The organism is Pseudomonas phoenicis (genome assembly GCF_047302395.1).
Classification (GTDB): Bacteria; Pseudomonadota; Gammaproteobacteria; order Pseudomonadales; family Pseudomonadaceae; genus Aquipseudomonas.
Window position 1 is genome coordinate 2,738,868 of sequence record NZ_CP154852.1, and the last position, 16,694, is coordinate 2,755,561.

At 65.1% G+C, this 16,694-nt stretch carries 11 protein-coding genes; 4 read left to right on the forward strand and 7 right to left on the reverse strand.

Going from position 1 to position 16,694, the window contains the following annotated elements; genetic code table 11:
• Positions 1–67: 67 nt before the first annotated feature.
• Genes AA0Z93_RS12315 through AA0Z93_RS12335 form a run of 5 tightly spaced genes read right to left on the reverse strand, consistent with a single transcriptional unit; the run spans position 68 to position 6,574 of the window.
• Positions 68–1,597 (reverse strand): 4-hydroxyphenylacetate 3-hydroxylase family protein, encoded by a 1,530-nt coding sequence (locus AA0Z93_RS12315; RefSeq protein WP_413048679.1) that lies wholly within the window; start codon positions 1,595–1,597, stop codon positions 68–70.
• Positions 1,594–2,844 carry a hypothetical protein gene (locus AA0Z93_RS12320; RefSeq protein ID WP_413048678.1) on the reverse strand — a complete coding sequence of 417 codons (1,251 nt, stop codon included), beginning with the start codon at positions 2,842–2,844 and terminating at the stop codon, positions 1,594–1,596. The genes AA0Z93_RS12315 and AA0Z93_RS12320 overlap by 4 nt, the downstream gene beginning before the upstream one ends.
• Before the next feature lie 26 nt (positions 2,845–2,870).
• A complete protein-coding gene (locus AA0Z93_RS12325) occupies positions 2,871–4,268 on the reverse strand; it encodes a tryptophanase (RefSeq protein WP_413048677.1) in 1,398 nt (465 codons plus the stop codon).
• Between the two features lie 48 nt (positions 4,269–4,316).
• Positions 4,317–5,006 (reverse strand): DUF6875 domain-containing protein, encoded by a 690-nt coding sequence (locus tag AA0Z93_RS12330; protein ID WP_413048676.1) that lies wholly within the window; start codon positions 5,004–5,006, stop codon positions 4,317–4,319.
• 44 nt (positions 5,007–5,050) lie between these two features.
• On the reverse strand, positions 5,051–6,574 hold the full coding sequence (locus tag AA0Z93_RS12335) for an MFS transporter (RefSeq protein ID WP_413048675.1): 1,524 nt from the start codon (positions 6,572–6,574) through the stop codon (positions 5,051–5,053).
• A 102-nt stretch (positions 6,575–6,676) separates the two neighbouring features.
• Here AA0Z93_RS12335 and AA0Z93_RS12340 point away from each other — a divergent pair, with 102 nt between their 5' ends.
• Positions 6,677–7,579, forward strand: coding sequence for a LysR family transcriptional regulator (locus AA0Z93_RS12340; protein WP_413048674.1), 903 nt, complete (start codon positions 6,677–6,679; stop codon positions 7,577–7,579).
• Positions 7,580–7,634: 55 nt separating this feature from the next.
• On the opposite strand, the gene AA0Z93_RS12345 is transcribed toward AA0Z93_RS12340, so the two are convergent.
• The gene (locus AA0Z93_RS12345; protein WP_413049017.1) at positions 7,635–9,749 is read right to left on the reverse strand and encodes a TonB-dependent siderophore receptor; all 2,115 of its coding nucleotides are present in this window, start codon (positions 9,747–9,749) and stop codon (positions 7,635–7,637) included.
• A 351-nt stretch (positions 9,750–10,100) separates the two neighbouring features.
• Here AA0Z93_RS12345 and AA0Z93_RS12350 point away from each other — a divergent pair, with 351 nt between their 5' ends.
• The 3 genes from AA0Z93_RS12350 (at position 10,101) to AA0Z93_RS12360 (ending at position 14,740) form a co-directional block, all read left to right on the forward strand.
• A complete protein-coding gene (locus AA0Z93_RS12350; RefSeq protein WP_413048673.1) occupies positions 10,101–11,822 on the forward strand; it encodes a type I secretion system permease/ATPase in 1,722 nt (573 codons plus the stop codon).
• A 7-nt stretch (positions 11,823–11,829) separates the two neighbouring features.
• The gene (locus AA0Z93_RS12355) at positions 11,830–13,164 is read left to right on the forward strand and encodes an HlyD family type I secretion periplasmic adaptor subunit (protein ID WP_413048672.1); all 1,335 of its coding nucleotides are present in this window, start codon (positions 11,830–11,832) and stop codon (positions 13,162–13,164) included.
• 256 nt (positions 13,165–13,420) lie between these two features.
• Positions 13,421–14,740, forward strand: a complete 1,320-nt coding sequence (locus AA0Z93_RS12360) for a TolC family outer membrane protein (protein ID WP_413048671.1) — start codon at positions 13,421–13,423, stop codon at positions 14,738–14,740.
• A gap of 532 nt (positions 14,741–15,272) precedes the next feature.
• On the opposite strand, the gene AA0Z93_RS12365 is transcribed toward AA0Z93_RS12360, so the two are convergent.
• Positions 15,273–16,436 carry a type III PLP-dependent enzyme gene (locus AA0Z93_RS12365; RefSeq protein WP_413048670.1) on the reverse strand — a complete coding sequence of 388 codons (1,164 nt, stop codon included), beginning with the start codon at positions 16,434–16,436 and terminating at the stop codon, positions 15,273–15,275.
• Between the last annotated feature and the right edge of the window lie 258 nt (positions 16,437–16,694).

The following is a 16,694-nucleotide window of genomic DNA, read 5'->3' on the forward strand; positions in this document are numbered from 1 at the left end:
TTTCCTACAGGCGTATGGCGCCTTCCACTGCACCGCAAGCCCACCGCTACGTGGCACTTTCAGCGAATTACCAAGACACCGACGAACCTGCCGCTTGGCCTGCGCCATCGGCGGTCGGGCAGTACGACTCGGCTGTCTCCACCAGGGCCGAACAGGCCATCGCCTTGGCCGCCTCCCAGTCATACTCGCTGTGCACCCGCGCCAATGCCACGAAATGCGGACCGGAATAGAACATTTCATATTGCAGGTGGCGCGAGCCGAACTCCGAACCCATCGCATCCCAGGCCAGCTTCATCAGTTGCACCCGCTCCAGCGGCGTGGCGCTGGACGAGTACTGCGTCTGTTCGACCAATAGACGGGCCTCGGGGTTGTGCAGGTCGTCGACATGGGACGGCAGCATGATCACGCCGCCGCCCGCCAGCTTGCGCAGCGCCTCGATGAACTTCGGATACACCGACTGCGCCACCGCCTGGCACATGTACAGGTGCTTCTTGTCCGGGACCACATAGCCGTTCTGCGTCACCGGGCAATGGATCAGGCTCTTGAACAGACCCTCGATCATCAGCGTGTTGCACGCCATTTCGCCGAGGATTTCGCGCACTGCCGGAAAGTCGCTGACGCCGGTTATTTCGGTCATGCGCTGCGCCAGGCCGGTGAGGAAGTGCAGCTTGGCGGTCAGGCGGGCCAGGCTCTGGGTGTCCATCAGCACTTCGGCGGCGGTGCCGTGGAACTGGCGGCGGCACATGGCGGTGTCGCCGTAGACGAACAACCGCTCCCAGGGCACCAGCACGTTGTCGAAGTGGATCAGCGCGTCGTTTTCGTCGAAGCGGCTGCTCAGCGGGTGGTCGAAGGCGTTCTTGCCTTCGGCATATGAGGCGCGCGAAAGGATCCTGATGCCGGGCGTGTTGAGCGGCAAGGCGAACGACAGCGCGTAGCGGTCGTCGACCCCGGGCTTGAGCGGGTTCTGAACGCCCACCAGCACTTCGTCGGCCAGTACGGCGGCGGTGCCGAGCATCTTCGCGCCTTTGACGATCACCCCGGCGTCGGTCTCCTTCACCACACCCAGGGTGTGGTAGAGGTTGTCGGTGTGCTCGCCCGGGCTGCGCGAGCGGTCGCCCTGAGGGTTGACGATGGTGTAGGTGAGGTACAGATCGCGTCGGCGGGCGTCATCGAAGTAGGCCTTGAGCGCAGCGGCGCGCTCCGGCGAGTGCGCTTCGAACACCTCGATGTGGGTCATCATGCCGGTCAGCGCCGCCGCCACATGGTCGGGGCTGCGGCCCAGCCAGCCGAGGCTCTGCCGTGCCCAGGCCAGTGAGGCATGGGCACGGCCGAGCAATTGCTCGTGGCGGGCCGGCAGCTCCCAGGCCTTGCCCACATGGCGTTCGCCGTCTAGGGCGAAGGCCATCTCGTCGAGGTGGCTGGCCTGGTAGTCGTACAGCCTGGCCACCGACGCCACGGCGCCGGAAAATGCCGGGTGCTGGCTGTGCCGGGTCAGGCACTGGCCGTTGATGAACACGGCGCGGCCATCGTCGATGGCCTGCAAATACTGTTGCCCGGTGCGGGTCGTACTGACGCCTGCGGCATGGGGAGCGGTCATAGTTCGAGAAACTCCAGGGGCATGCCCAGTTCGGCACGGCCAACGTAGGTCGAGAACGACTCCCACTGCGCGCCGACGTGGCCGCGGTACATCGAGACATCGCTGAAGTAGCGCAGCATGCGCGTGTCGCAGCGCGCCTGCGACGTGCCCGAGGTGCGGAACAGCAGCTCGACCGCTTCACAGGCTTGTCGGCCGGCCTGCTGCAGCACGCCCCAGGCACGTACGTTTTCGGCCACGCTGATCGGCTGGCCATCCCGTTGCCAGCGCTGGGCCAGACGTTGGTGCTGTTCGCAGGTGTAGAGCAGGGTGGCTTCGGCGGCGTCGGTCATGGCCAGGGCCTGGCCGAAAGCCCGTTGGTAGTGCGCGTCGCCGCCGCGGGTCTGGCTCGGGTCGAGCGGGTGCGGTTGTGTCCTGAGCAAACTCTGGTACTCGTCCAGCGCCGCCCGCGCCGCGCCGATCACCGGTGCCAGCAGATTGGCGTGGTAGGGCAGCATGAGGTAACCCAGGTACAGCGGGTTGCCGTGCAGGCGCGTACCGACGGTGCCCCGGCGTACGTTCTGGTTGGCGAAGAATCCGGCGAAGGGCACGGCGTACTGAGCGGCGACGAAGACGTCGTCCAGGCGGATGCTGTTCGAACCGCTGGCGCGCATGCCGAGGATTTCGCTACCGCCCCAGTCGTTGAGGATGGTGAAGTCCGCACGCGGCACCAGGCAGGCGAGGCTGTGCGGTACGCCGGTCTTGGGCGTGTGCATGACCGTGACGATGGCATGGGTGGAGTAGGTGACGCCGGTGCAGTAGGCGAAGGTGCCGCTCACGCGATAACCGCCCTCGACCGTGGTGCAGGTGCCGCCGGGGAAGGCGCGGTGCGGCGCGATGAAGTGCCCGTCGCCGGCGAACGCTTCGTCCTGCACTACCTGCGGCCAGTGCGAGGCCAGCGTCAACGCATGCCCGGCGGCCAGCGTCAGGCTCCAGCCCAAGGCCGGATGGCCCTGGGAAATCTCGATCATGACCCGGTAGAAATCGCTCAGGCTCAGCTCGTGGCCGCCATAGCGCTTGGGTTGCAGCAAACGGTAGAAACCGTGTTCGCGGAACCACTGGTGCATGCTCGGGCTATAGGTGCCCTGCGAGTCGCTCACTTCCTGTTCGGCGCGCAGCTTGTGGCGTATTTCCCGCGCGAGCTCGAGATACTCTTCTACTGTACGGTCAGCCTCGTGCGCTGCCGTGACACGGGTATTTGCTTGGCCCATGGAAATGATCCTGAGGTAAGGGTGGGTCAGATTTCTTCGAAGCGTGCGGTGAACTGGCGCAATACCGGGGGCTCGTAGACGAAGTCCAGCGGGCGCAGGCTGGCGGCGCGGTCGATCACCTCGACCAGCGAGTCGGCCACGTAGTCCATGTGGTTGTCGGTGTAGGTGCGGCGTGGAATGGTCAGGCGCATCAGCTCGAACAGCGCCGGCTCCTGTTCGCGGGTCTGCGGGTGGCGGCCCATCATCAGCGAGCCGATCTCCGTGGCCCGCACGCCGCTCTCCAGATACAGCGCGTTGACCAGCATCTGCGCCGGAAAATGGTGCCCTGGCACGTCCGGGCGGATCTTGCCGGCATCGACGAACACCGCATGGCCGCCGACCGGGGTCTGGATCGGCACGCCTGCGGCCTGCAAGCGGTCGGCCAGGTAGGTCACCTGACCGATGCGGCTGGCCAGATGGTGCACGTCGCAGGCCTCGTCCAGCCCCACGGCCATGGCCTCCAGATCGCGCCCGGCCAGGCCGCCGTAGGTGATGAAGCCTTCCATCGGCACACAGCGCAGCTGGGCCGCGTGCAGTAGCGCGCCTTCCTCCCGGAAGCAGCACAGGCCGCCGATGTTGACCATGGCGTCCTTCTTGGCCGACATGGTGAAGATGTCGGCGTACTGGAACATTTCCAAGACGATTTCAGGGATCGAGCGATCGCGGTACAGCGGGTCGCGCTGCTGGATGAAGTAGGCGTTTTCGGAAAAACGCGCAGCATCGATCACCACCGGAATCCCGTGCTGGCGCGCCATGGAGGCGGCGTCGCGGAGGTTGTCCATCGCCACCGGCTGGCCACCGACGCTGTTGCAGGTGATGGTGATCACCACCGCCGCCACCTGGTGCGCACCGAGCAGCTCGATTTCATTGGCCAGTGCCGCCAGGTCGAAGTTGCCTTTCCAGTCGTCGTGCCGTGCGGTGTCCAGCGCAGCCGGGCAGATCAGGTTCTTCACCAGGGCCCCGGCGATTTCCACGTGGGCCTTGGTGGTGTCGAAGTGGTGGTTGGAAATGAACACCGGCGCCGTCGCCCCGCGCTCGCGGGCGCGCTCGACCAGGCAGGGGAAGAGGATCTGCTCGGCGCCACGGCCCTGGTGCACGGGAATGGTGTGCGGGTAGCCGAACAGGCGCTCGACGGTGTCGCTGAGCTTGAAGAAGCTTCTGCTGCCGGCATAGGACTCGTCGGCGGCGAGCATGGCGCTCCATTGGCGGTCGCTCATGGCGCCGGTGCCGCTGTCGGTCAGCAGGTCGATGAAGACATCGTCGGCGCGCAGCAGGAACGGGTTGAGGCCGGCCTTGTGCAGCGCCTGCTGGCGGTATTCGGGCGTGGTGGTTCTGAGTGGCTCGACCATCTTGATACGGTACGGCTCAGGCATACGAACGGGCATTTCTAGGATCTCCAGGGCACTCAGGCAAAAGGGACGGGGACGGTTGCGTCAACGGTTGGCGATACGCCGCAGCACCTCCCATTGCTCGTTGCTCAGGCTCAGGCGGTCTTCCTGGTGCAGGACCGAATTGATGCCGATACGTGCCCGCGCGCCATGGGTGCGCAGGTAGGCTTCGACGAACTGCGGCTGGTCGGAGAGGAACGCGATGTCCAGCTCGACCATCTCCCGTACCACCAACAGCGGCACCGGCGAGCGCAAGGGGTTGAAGTGGTCGCTGCGCAGTCCGGGCTTGGGGCAGTGCGAATAGAACTCGCCGAGCATCAAACCGGCGGCGAGGAAGCGCGGCTTGAGCAGGGCGTGGTAGTGGTTGACCCGCGCCGGATCCTCCAGGCCGTGGAGGACGCAGACGATGGTCTTGAATTGGGTGGCGCTGCCGCTGTGCGGGGCACGTTGCTTGAAGGTGTCGATCAGGCTCAGCAGGTCGCGGGCTATGGTTTCGTCGTCGCGCCCGGCCAGGGGTACGTCCACCAGCCAGAAGGTCTCGCGCTTGATGGCCGGAGGCGACCATGGGCATACGGCGCCACTGCGGCCCAGTTCCGGGTGTGGGTTGCACAGGTACGACTGGCACCAATGGGCGATCTCCACCATCTGTTGCGAACGACCGGCGCCGACGCCCTCCAGGGCCTGCGCAATGGGCACGAGGGACAAGGGCGCAGCAGGTTTGTTGTCACGTTCCATCATGACTTCCTCAAGGACGTTGATCGATCGAGCCACGGCGCGGATCACCGTGGGCTGCGGGGGGCGGCAGGTGCCTGGTAACCCGATTGCGGCTCGCGCAGCGCCCAGCGGCTGACCAGTGCGGCGGCCAGGGTCAGCGCGCCCAGGCCGTTGGCCAGGCTGGCGAAGGCGTCGCCGTACAGCGCCATGAGGTCGGCGCGGGTCAACGCCCCGGCGCTGGCCTGGGCGGCGGAGAAGCTGCCGGTGGCCAGCTCGCCGGCTAGCGCTTTGGCGGCGGGCTCGGCCAATACGGTGTCCAGCGGCAGTTGCAACAGGCTGTTGAGGATCGCCAGCGCGGCGGCGACACACACCGCCTCGCCACAGGCGCGCATGGTGGTGAAGATGCCGGTGGCCATGCCAGCGCGTTCGACCGACACCACCTTGATCGACAGGTCGTCCATCAGGCCCCAAGGCATGGCCGAGCCGGTGCCGATCAGCAGCATGGGCAGGCACAGCGCCAGCCAATCGGCGCCGACCTCGACCCGCGCCAGCCAGAGCAGGCCGACGCCGGCCAACAGCAGGCCAACGCAACACAGGTTGGCCGGGGCGATATGGCGCGCCAGCAGCGCCGCCAGGAACGGCACCAGCAGCATCGGCAGCGACAGCCCCATCATCAGCAGCCCGGCCTGGCCAGCGCTCAATTGTTCGACGCCCACGAAACGCAGCGGCAGCAGGATCAACAGCACGATGAAACTCAGCGCCGTGGCGATCGGCAGCAGTTGCACGCCGACGAAGCGTTTGTCGGCGAACAGCGCCAGATCGAGCATGGGCCGCGCCTGGCGCCGTTCGATACGCACGAACAGCGCGAACAGCAGCAGCGCACCCAGCAGCAGCCCGACCACCGTGACGCTGCGCCAGCCCTGGGCGGGCACCTGCATGATGGCGAAGGTCAGCGCCACCAGCATGGCGCTGAAGCTCAGCACTCCGGCCCAGTCCAGGTGCCGGGCATCGGGGTCGCGGCTTTCGAACATGCGCGGCGCGGCCAGCAGCCAGGCCAGCGCGCCGAAGGCCGCGCCCAGCAGGAAGATGGCGCGCCAGTTGAAATGCTCGACCAGCAGGCCCGAGACCACCGGCCCGAACGCCAGGCCCAGGCCGAAGGCGGTGCCCAGCAGGCCGAAGGCGCGGGTACGCGCATGCCCTTGAAACTCCTGGGCCAGGGTCGCCGAGCCGCCGGCCATGGTCAGCGCTGCGGCGATGCCCTGCAGGCCACGGAGCAGATCGAGAAAGACCACGTTCGGTGCGCAACTGACCACGACCGACAACAGCGTGAAACTGCCGATGCCCCAGCAGAACATGCGCTTGCGGCCGTACAGGTCGGCCAGGGTACCGGCGGCCATGATGGCGCTGCCGAAACTCAAGGCGAACGCGTTGACCACCCAGGCCAGCGCGACGGAGCTGCCGCCGAGCTGGTCACCGATGGCCGACAGTGCCATGGCCGGGCCGGTGTACTCCAACGGCAGGATCAAACCGGCCAGGCATACCGCGCATAGCACCAAGGCCTTTCGGGTGGCGTCTTGCTTGACTTCCATGGCCTCTCGCTTCCCTTCCATGCATGAGTAGACGAGGGATGGTATTTGAGGGATAAGTGCACTTGAAGGGGATAATATTCAAAAGAGAATTGCGGTTTATGCATGAATGATGACATTTCGCTATGGCGCTTGTTTTTCCGCATCGTCGAGCGCGGCAGCCTGACCAAAGCCGCTGATGACCATGATCTAGAGCCTTCGTCGGTCAGTCGGCGAATTTCTTCTCTGGAAAAACGCCTCAACGTGCGCCTGCTCAATCGCACCACGCGGCAAGTGGCCATGACCGAGGCCGGCTCACGGGCCTATGAATTGATGAAACCGTTGATCGACGAGATGGAAGGGGTCATCGCCGACCTCGACGGCGGCTCGCCGTTGATCGCCGGCACGGTGCGCATGACCGCCCCGGTCAATTTCGGCGAACGTCATCTGGTGTCCTGGCTGACCGCCTTCCAGCGTCAGCATCCGCAGGTGCTGCTGGACCTGGTGTTGTCGGATTCGCGCATCGACCTGCGCGGCGAAGCCATGGACCTGGCCTTGCGCGTGGGCGAACTGCCGGTCTCGGACATGCTCACCCGGCGCATCGGCAGCATGCCCAGCGGGCTGTACGCCAGCCCCGCCTACGTGCGCGCCCACGGCTTGCCGCAAAAGCCGCAGGACCTCGCCACCCACCGCGCCATCCTCTATTCGCTCGGCCAGGAGCGACATCGCACGCGCCTGCGCCTGCAGCGCGACGGCAAGGAAGTCAGCGTCGAGTTGCAGGGCGTGTTCTATCTCAACAACGTGGGCGGCATCTTGCAGGCGGTGCGCCAGGGCGCGGGTTTCCATCCCGGGCCGCGCTGGTTGTTCCAGGAATGGGTCGACTCGGGGGAGTTGCTCGAGTTGCTGCCGGAGTGGGGCCTGACGGGCCTGCCGGTGCACCTGGTGCGCCTGAACAACCGCTACGAGCCCAAGCGGGTGAAGGCGCTGGAAGACTGGATCGAGCAGTGCTGGGTGCAGGCGAACCTGTGAGGCGTGGCTGCCCGATGCCCCGATGCCATGGGGCACAAGACATCGGGCCGAGCCGTTAGAAGCTGTACTTGGCCGTCAACATCAGGTTGCGCGGATTGCCGTAGGTATCGCCCGCATAGGAAATCCCGTTGGCGATGGCCGAGTAGTACGTGCGGTCGAAGATGTTGTTGGCGTTCAGCTGCAGGTCGAGGTTGTCGTTGACCCGGTAACCGGCCATGAGGTCGGTAATGGCGTAGCTGCCTTGTTTCAAGCGGTATTGGCTGCCGTCGTACAACGCCAGGTCGTTGTAGATGCGGCTCTGCCACGATACGGTGCCGCCAATGCGCAGGCGCTCCAGGTCGCCCTGGAACCGATAGCTGGTGGTCAGCTTGAACAAGTGCTCGGGAATGACCGTATCGAAGCGCTGGTGCTCGTTTTGCGGGGCGGCATCGTCTTTGAGGGTATGCACGCGCGCATAGGTATAGCCACCGCCCACCTGCCAGTTCTCGGTCAACGCGCCCTGCAGCTCCATGTCGACACCTTGGCTGCGCACCAGCCCCGACGCCTCGTAGCACTCGTTCTGCGGGCAGTTGGGCACGAACACCTGCACCGCGCGGTTTTCCTGATCGATGCGGAACAGCGCCACGCTGGCGTTCAAGGCCCCGTCGAAGTATTCGCCTTTGATGCCCACTTCGTAGTTCTTGCCGACGATGGGGGTGACCGGCGTCGCCGAGGTGTCTTTCGCGGTTTGCGGGGTGAAGATGTCGCTGTAGCTCACGTAGACCGAATGATGGTCGTCCAGGTCGTAGATGAGCCCTGCGTAACGCGTGACGTTGCGGGTGACCTTGTAGTCGCCGTTGCCATCGCGGTCGTCGTAGTCGTACCAATCCAGACGGCCACCCAGAATCAGCTTGAGCGGGTCGGCCAGGCTCAGACGGGTGGTCAGGTAGACCCCGTCCTGGGTGGTGACCGCACGGTTGTCGGTGGTTCTGGTGAAATTCGGCTTGGCGCCTTCCAGTGGCCAGTAGAGGTCGTAGGGCGAGTAGTTGTGCGTGGTCATGTCATAGATGCGCTTGCTGGCCCCGACCACCAGCTCGTGGGTGCGTCCGAAGGCCTGGAACGGGCCGCTGGCGAAGGCGTCCAGCCCTGCCTGGTTCTCGTCGTACGACGCTTGGTAGACCGTACGTTGCAAACTGTGGTCGGGTGCCCAGCGCGACTGGTAGGAGCCGGAGAACAACGCATCCTGCTCCGCATAGTTGGCGTTGATCTGCAGCTTCCAGTCGTTGGCCAGTTGATGGCGCAACTCGGCGAACAGGGTGTTGACCTCCTGATCCTTGTTTTCCCAGCGCGTGCCGGGGTTGTAGGAGCGCGGCAGGTCGAGGTGATGGCCATCGAGCCCGACCATGGTCGCGCCCCAGAAATTGGTCTTCTTGTCCTTCTGGTTGGAATAGCCGAGGGTCAGCGTGGTGTCGTCGCTCAGGTCGGCCTCGGTCACCGCATAGAACAGGCTGTGACGTTGCACGGCGTTGTCCATGAAGCTGTTGGCGTCCTGGTAGGAACTCACCACGCGTCCGCGCCACGTACCGTTGGGGTTGAGGGCACTGGAGGCGTCGAGTTCGCCGCGGTAGTCGTCCCAACTGCCGACCGCGCCGGTCAACGTCACTTTCTGCTCGGCGAGCGGACGCTTGCGCACCAGGTTGATGGCCGCCGAAGGGTTGCCGGCGCCGGTCACCAGGCCTGTGGCGCCGCGCACGATTTCGACGCGGTCGAACATGGCCAGGTTGGGCTGCACGCCGACGCTCACCCCGTTGTAGCCACTGGGGATGCCGTCGTACATCAGGTTGTCGACGTTGAAGCCGCGGGCGGTATAGCCCTCGCGCCCAGGGCCGTCGGCGTAGTTGAGAAACAGCCCTGGGGTGGCCTTGACCACATCGTTGATGCTGGTCATGCCCTGATCGTCCATGCGCTGACGGGTGATCACCGTCACCGCCTGCGGCGTTTCGCGCATGCTCAGCGGCAGTTTGGTGGCGGTGGACATGGGGCCGGTGGTGTAGGAGGTGGTGCCTTCGGTAGTGCTGCCCAGGTGCGTGTTGACGATATCGGTGGCACCCAATTCGATCACGCCGCCCGCTTCGGCCGGCTGCGACGAGGTCTCCCGGTCCTCGGCATAGGCGGGTGAAAACGCCGCCATGCAGACCGCCATCGTCAACAGGTTCATCGGAGAGTTGCAACGCTCGGCACGTACATAGCGGGACATGGCTGGTAGACCTGGATGGTAAATTTTATAAGGCGCGTATGAGAATTGTTACCATTGACTGTGTCAAGTCATCTCCCCGCGTTCATCGGTGACGGCGCTGTGAACACCGATGCCTGGTATGCCCTTTACGCAGGCGCTCAAGAAGCCAAGCCTTGAGCCGATGAATTGATCACCAAGCACCCACCGACTGCCTGTGTCAGCCATCCAAACGAACGACCAGCCTGGGCTGTAATCGGCATCGATTTTGCTTTGTCACCTTCAACGCTGCCTACCTGCCGGATTCCCATGCGCCTGTTCCTCGATCCCTCCCGCGAAATCGATGCTGCCCTGCTGCGCTACCGTCATTTGTTTGGCGTGTTGGCCCTGTTCAGTGGGGTGATCAACCTGCTGATGCTGGTGCCGTCGATCTACATGATGCAGGTGTTCGATCGGGTGCTGACCAGCCGCAACGAGACCACGCTGCTGATGCTGAGCCTGATCCTGCTCGGCTTCTTCGCCCTGAGTTGCGTGCTCGAATGGGTGCGCGGGCAGGTGATGATCCGCATGAGCGCCGGGCTCGATACGCACCTGGGCGAGCGGGTATTCGACGCCGCCTTCGAGCGCAGCCTGAAAGAGCACAGCGCCAACCCCGCCCAGGTGCTCAGCGACCTCAACAGCATCCGCCAATTCGTCACCGGCCCCGGCCTGATCGCCCTGTTCGATGCGCCGTGGCTGCCGCTGTACCTGATCGCCACGTTTCTGTTCCACCCTTGGTTGGGGGTGTTCACCGTCATCGGTTCGCTGATCCTGGCCGCCTTGGCATTATGGAACGAGCTGACCACGCGCAAGAGCATGGCCGAAGCCAATCGTCTGTCGGTGGCCTCGTCCAGCTACGTCAACGGCACGCTGCACAACGCCGAGGTGATCCAGGCCCTGGGCATGCTCGCGCCACTGCGCCGGCGTTGGTTCAACGTGCAGCAGCGCATGATCGTCGAGCAGGCCCGGGCCAGCGACCGAAGCGCGCGCATCGCCTCGCTGTCGCGTTTCGTACGCATGACCTGGCAGTCCCTGGCCCTGGGCCTGGGCGCGATCCTGGTGATCGAGAACCAGATCTCCGCCGGAGTGATGATCGCCGTGTCGGTGCTGCTGGGGCGGGCCATGGCGCCGGCCGAGGCGCTGATCGGTTCGTGGAAGCAGATGGGCAACGCCAAGAGCAGCTACCTGCGCCTGAACCGCCTGCTCGCTGAATTCCCCCAAGCCGGCACACGCATGCCGTTGCCGGCGCCCAGCGGCGCGCTGAGCCTGGAGCGCCTGGTGGTGACTCCGCCCGGCCAGCAGAAACCGGCCATCAACGGCGTGACGCTCAGCCTGGCCAAGGGTGAAGTGCTGGCCATCATCGGCCCCAGCGCGTCGGGTAAATCATCGTTGGCGCGGGCCATGGTCGGTATCTGGCCGGCCCGGCAAGGCTCGGTGCGCCTGGACGGCGCCGAGATCGCCCAGTGGTCGCGCGAGGCCTTGGGCCCGCACCTGGGCTATCTGCCCCAGGACATCGAGCTGTTCGACGGCAGCATCGCCGAGAACATCGCCCGATTCGGCGAGGTGCAGGCCGAGCAGGTCATCGCCGCCGCGCAACTGGCCGGCATCCACGACATGATCCTGCAATTGCCCAATGGCTACGACACGCTGCTCGGCAGCGGCGGGCTGGGCCTGTCCGGTGGGCAGAAGCAGCGCATCGGCCTGGCCCGTGCGCTGTACGGCAAACCGGCACTGGTGGTGCTCGACGAACCCAACTCGAACCTCGACGACGCCGGCGAGCTGGCCCTGGTGCAGGCCGTGCGCCGGCTCAAGGCCGACGGCTGCACGGTGGTGCTGGTGACCCACCGACCGAATGTGCTCAACGCCGTGGACAAGCTGCTATTCCTGCGCGACGGCGTGCAGCACCTGTTCGGTCCGCGCGACCAGGTGCTCAAGACGCTGGTGCCGGTGCCGAGCGGCAAGCCCGTCGAAATCAGCAGCCAACAAGCCTGAGGCCGCCATGCAAGCGAGTTTCAAAGACGTGTCGCCCATCGCTCACCGCCCCGACGCCGACGCCGCCGGCATCGCCCGCATTGGGGTCTGGTGCCTGCTGCTGGGCCTGGGTGGTTTTCTGGCGTGGGCCTGCCTGGCGCCCCTGGACCGCGGTGTGGTCGGCAGCGGCACGGTGGTGGTCTCCGGCGAACGCAAGACGGTGCAGTCGCGCACCGGCGGCATGCTCGACAGCATTCTCGTGCGCGAAGGCGATCGGGTCGAGCAGGGCCAGGTGCTGATGCAGTTGAACACCGTGCAAGCCCGTTCGCAGCTCGACGTCGCCCTGGGCCAATGGCTTAGCGCCCGTGCGGTGGAGGACCGGCTGATGGCCGAACGCCTCGATCTGCCGCAGATCCAGTGGTCCGACGCGCTGCTGGCCCGCGCAGGCGATGCGCGCGCGGTGGCGGCCATGGAGTTGCAGGGCCATCTGTTCGCCACGCGCCGCGCCGAGCTGGCCAGCCGCATGCAGATCAGCCGGCACGAGATCGCCTCGCTCAACGACCAGCTCAAGGGCTTCGAAGAGATCAAGCGCAACCACGCCGCGCAACTGCAATTCCAGCAGCAGTCGCTGCAAGGCATGCGCGAACTGGCCCGCGAGGGCTATCTGCCGCGCAACCGCCTGTTCGAGGCCGAAAGCAGCGCCGCGCAATTGGGCGCGCAGTTGGCGGCGAGCATTTCCGACATCGGCCGTACCCAGCAGGGCATCAACGAGAGCCAGCTCAAGGGCCTGCAGCAGACCCAGCAGTTTCGCAGCGACGCCGAAACCCAGCTGACCCAGGTCAGCGCACAGACCTCGAGCCTGCTGGAACAGATCAAGTCACTGGAGTTCGACGTCAACAGCGCTGCGATCACCGCGCCGGTCAGTGGCCAGGTGATGGGCATGACCGTGCACACGGTCGGCGGCATCGCCCAGCCGGGGCAACGTCTGTTGGACATCGTGCCGCAGGGCTCGAGCTGGGTGGTCAAGGCGCAGTTTCCGCCGATGATGGCCGACCGCCTCAAGCCCGGTTTGCCGGTGGATGTGCGTTTCGGTTCGTTGCAGCGGGTGCACACGCCGGTGATCGTCGGTCAGGTGGCGACCGTATCGGCCGACCAGTTGGTGGATGAGAAAACCGGCTCGGCCTATTTCGCAGTGGAGGTGGCGGTCAATCCGCAGGCGGTGATCGAACTGCGGCAATTGGGTCTGGACATCAAACCCGGCATGCAGGCCGAAGTGCTGGTCAAGACCGGCGAGCGGACCCTGGCCAGCTACCTCATGCAGCCGGTGGCCGAGCGTATGGCCGGTGCGTTGAAGGAGGAGTGAGCATGCGCCTGTCAGACACCGTTGCGCTCGAACCACAGGCTGCCCCCGGGCGTACCGTCGAGCCGTTACCTCGGCAGGGCGGCAGGAGCATGTGCCTGTCCAGGATCGTTCTGCCCCTGCTCGTATACCGCTGCGCGCGTTGCGCAGTCGCCTCTGTCGTTCGAGGAGAGATCGGCATGTGCACGCCGATGAACGTTCTACCCGCTGCTTCCAGGCTCGCGCGCGAGTCGTGTGCTTCGTTGAAGGAAGCCTGACCATGCGTCTGCCACTGACTCTGGTGCTCTGCCTGTTCGCTGCCCCGGCGTTGGCCGCCGAGCCGCCGCTTTCTCTATTGGGGCTGTACGATGCCTCGCGGCTCAACGATGCCACCTATCAGGTCGCCGGCCACGATTACGACGCCTCGCGCCAGGAGCGGGCCATCGGCCGCAGCGCACTGTTGCCGCAGGTGGGTATCAACGCCCGCTACGGCCATGGCGGGCAGTTCGAGCGGCAATCGCCGGCCCATAGCCAGGACGATCAATACGCCGCCGACAGCGTTGCCCTGACCGTGACCCAACCGCTCTACGACAAGGGCCGCTGGGCCGCCTACGAACAGGCCAAGGCCCGCGGCCAACTGGGCGAGGTGCAGCACGACAATGCCGACCAGGCACTCTTCGATCGGGTGGTGGAAGCCTATTTCGACCTGGCCCAGGTGGAAAACGAACTGGCCTTGACCACTCAGCAGAAGGCCGCCATCGAAGGCTTGGCCACCCAGTCCCAGCGTTTGTTCGATGCGGGGGAGGGCACAGTCACCGACCTGGCCGAGGCGCAGGCACGGCTCGACTCGGTGCGCGCCCAGGAAATCCAGTTGCAGGCCCAACACCGCTCGGCCCTGCGCCGCCTGGCGGGACGCTCCGGGATCGACGTCACGCACATTCCGGCGATGCAAACGCAGGCGCCGGCCGCAGCATTGCTCGCCCCCGAGCAGGATCTGGACTACTGGATGGCCAAGGCCGACCAGGGCGCCGGGGTGCTGGGCGTCAGCCGCGCCTCGATCAGTCTGGCCGAAGCCAACCTGCGTCAGCAGAAGGCCCAGCATTACCCCACCCTGGCCCTGAGCGGGCGCGTGGCACGCATCGACCAGAGCGACATCAACGAGCTGTCCCAGCGTCAGTCGACCTATTACCTCGGTGTAGTGCTGGACATTCCGCTGTACCAGGGCGGCGGCGTCACCGCCTCGTCGGAAAAGGCCCGCGCCGCGTTGGAAAGCGCCCGCTCCAGCCTCGATGCGCAGCAGCAGCAATTGAGCGAGGACGTGGAGGTGAATTACCTGGGTGTGGTCGCCGGTTTCGACAAGATCAAGGCCCTGGCCACCGCCGTGCGTTCCAGCGAAACGGCGTTGACCTCGGCGCAGAAGGGCTACGGCGCCGGCGTGCGCTCCACGGTGGACATCCTCGATGCTCAGCAGCGGCTGTTCTCGGCCAAGCGCGACTTGCTCGATACCAAGCTGGCGATGTTGCAGAGCTATGTGAACCTGCACACCCGCACGGGGCAGATGACCCGGCGCGAATTGGAGAAGGTACAGGCGTTGTTCTGAAACCTCGGCGCGGATCCCCAAGGGCTGAACGGGTGTCCGACCCTATGGGCGTGGCCGGCGCTCCGGTTTAGGCTCTGTCTGAAAAGCCCTGATACTCGTCCATGCTGCGTTGAAAACCGGCCGGAAGGCCGGCCCCGTCGGAATGCTCAAGTACTCAAGTACAGTCGGACGCGACCCCGGCCGTTCCTCGCCAGTTTTTGGCGGGGCCACCCTTGGCGGGGCCACCTTAGGCGGGGCCGCCTTCGGCCTTGCCTGGCCTTCGTATCAGAACTTTTCAGACAGAGCCTAGGAACGATGGCAGCAAGGCCGCTCCCATGGCTGCAATTGCAGCCCATGCTGGGCTGCGTCAGCAATCAGAGCCGCTTTGCCGTCCATTGCGGCTGATCGGAGCGCCGAACCGGCCGCTCCGACACGGCGGGTCGTCTGGAAAACGGCGCAGGCTCGTTGCTTTCGCCGGTCGAGCCGAAGCAGTCCCAGTCGACACTGTTTCGGCGTAACCGACGAGCACCGAGCGCTGGGTGGCCTTCGAAGCTTAGAGGTAGAACGCCTTCAGCGGCGGGAAGCCGTTGAATTCCACCGCGCTGTAGCTGGTGGTGTAGGCGCCGGTCGACAGCCAGTACAGGCGGTCACCGATGGCCAGGTTCAGCGGCAGGCCGTACTTATAGTGCTCGTACATGATGTCGGCGCTGTCGCAGGTCGGGCCGGCGATCACTACCTCTTCCATCTCGCCTTTCTTCTCGGTCCAGATCGGGAACTTGATCGATTCGTCCATGGTTTCGATCAGGCCGGAGAACTTGCCCACGTCGGTGTACACCCAGCGCTCCACGGCGGTACGCGACTTGCGCGCCACCAGCACCACTTCGCTGACCAGGATGCCGGCGTTGGCGATCAGCGAACGGCCCGGTTCGAGGATGATTTCCGGCAGGTCGTCGCCGAAATCTTCCTTGAGGAAACGGATGATTTCCTCGGCATAGGTTTCCAGGCTGTTGGTGCGGGTGATGTAGTTGGCCGGGAAGCCGCCACCCATGTTGATCAGCTTGAGCTCGATGCCGTCTTCTTCCTTCAGGCGCTCGAAGATCACCTTGACCTTGGCGATGGCGGCGTCCCACACGCTGATGTCGCGCTGCTGCGAGCCGACGTGGAAGGAGATGCCGTAAGGCACCAGGCCCAGATCGCGGGCGAGGATCAGCAGGTCCATGGCCATGTCGGTCTGGCAGCCGAATTTGCGCGACAGCGGCCAGTCAGCGGTGGTCGAGCCTTCGGTGAGGATGCGCACATAGACCTTCGAGCCCGGCGCGGCCTTGGCGATGTTGCGCAGGTCGGCTTCGGAGTCGGTGGCGTACAGGCGCACACCCTTCTCGTAGAAGTAACGGATGTCCTTGGACTTCTTGATGGTGTTGCCGTAGCTGATGCGGTCGGCGCTCACGCCCTGGTTCATCACCTTGTCCAGCTCGTAGATCGAGGCGATGTCGAAGTTCGAGCCCTTGTCCTTGAGCAGGTCGATGATCTCCACGGCCGGGTTGGCCTTGACCGCGTAGTAGACCTTGGCGAATTCGAAACCGGCGCGCAGGTCGTCGTAGGCCTGGCTGATCATCTGGGTATCGATCAGGACGAACGGGGTTTCCTGCTTGTCGGCGAACGCCTTCATCTTGGTGAAAGTGTCACGTGCGAAATAGTCTTCGACTTGGATCGACATGCTCAAGGACTCCATGGGCAAACGGAATGAATAAGTGGTGGCAGGCGAACGCCCTCCGTATCCCCACGTTGGATGGCTCGCCGCAACCTCGCAAGGCGCAGGTTCGAGCCGGATGGATCGTTTCCAGCATGGACGTTCGGCGCGCACTGTAGGGCGTGGGGACTGTGGAATCAACAGGCGAATCGGGCCTGCGCCCTGAGTGATCGACTGGCTCGGCGGGCGGATGTTCCGATGGGATCGGCAAGCGTCAAATATTGT

What these genes read in the sequence shown, in the direction of transcription:
- AA0Z93_RS12355 (WP_413048672.1), top strand. Translation starts at nt 11,830, where the DNA reads ATGCAAGCGAGTTTCAAAGACGTGTCGCCCATCGCTCACCGCCCCGAC.
- AA0Z93_RS12335 (WP_413048675.1), bottom strand. Translation starts at nt 6,574, where the DNA reads ATGGAAGTCAAGCAAGACGCCACCCGAAAGGCCTTGGTGCTATGCGCG.
- AA0Z93_RS12340 (WP_413048674.1), top strand. Translation starts at nt 6,677, where the DNA reads ATGAATGATGACATTTCGCTATGGCGCTTGTTTTTCCGCATCGTCGAG.
- AA0Z93_RS12365 (WP_413048670.1), bottom strand. Translation starts at nt 16,436, where the DNA reads ATGTCGATCCAAGTCGAAGACTATTTCGCACGTGACACTTTCACCAAG.
- AA0Z93_RS12350 (WP_413048673.1), top strand. Translation starts at nt 10,101, where the DNA reads ATGCGCCTGTTCCTCGATCCCTCCCGCGAAATCGATGCTGCCCTGCTG.
- AA0Z93_RS12360 (WP_413048671.1), top strand. Translation starts at nt 13,421, where the DNA reads ATGCGTCTGCCACTGACTCTGGTGCTCTGCCTGTTCGCTGCCCCGGCG.
- AA0Z93_RS12320 (WP_413048678.1), bottom strand. Translation starts at nt 2,844, where the DNA reads ATGGGCCAAGCAAATACCCGTGTCACGGCAGCGCACGAGGCTGACCGT.
- AA0Z93_RS12325 (WP_413048677.1), bottom strand. Translation starts at nt 4,268, where the DNA reads ATGCCCGTTCGTATGCCTGAGCCGTACCGTATCAAGATGGTCGAGCCA.
- AA0Z93_RS12330 (WP_413048676.1), bottom strand. Translation starts at nt 5,006, where the DNA reads ATGGAACGTGACAACAAACCTGCTGCGCCCTTGTCCCTCGTGCCCATT.
- AA0Z93_RS12315 (WP_413048679.1), bottom strand. Translation starts at nt 1,597, where the DNA reads ATGACCGCTCCCCATGCCGCAGGCGTCAGTACGACCCGCACCGGGCAA.
- AA0Z93_RS12345 (WP_413049017.1), bottom strand. Translation starts at nt 9,749, where the DNA reads ATGGCGGCGTTTTCACCCGCCTATGCCGAGGACCGGGAGACCTCGTCG.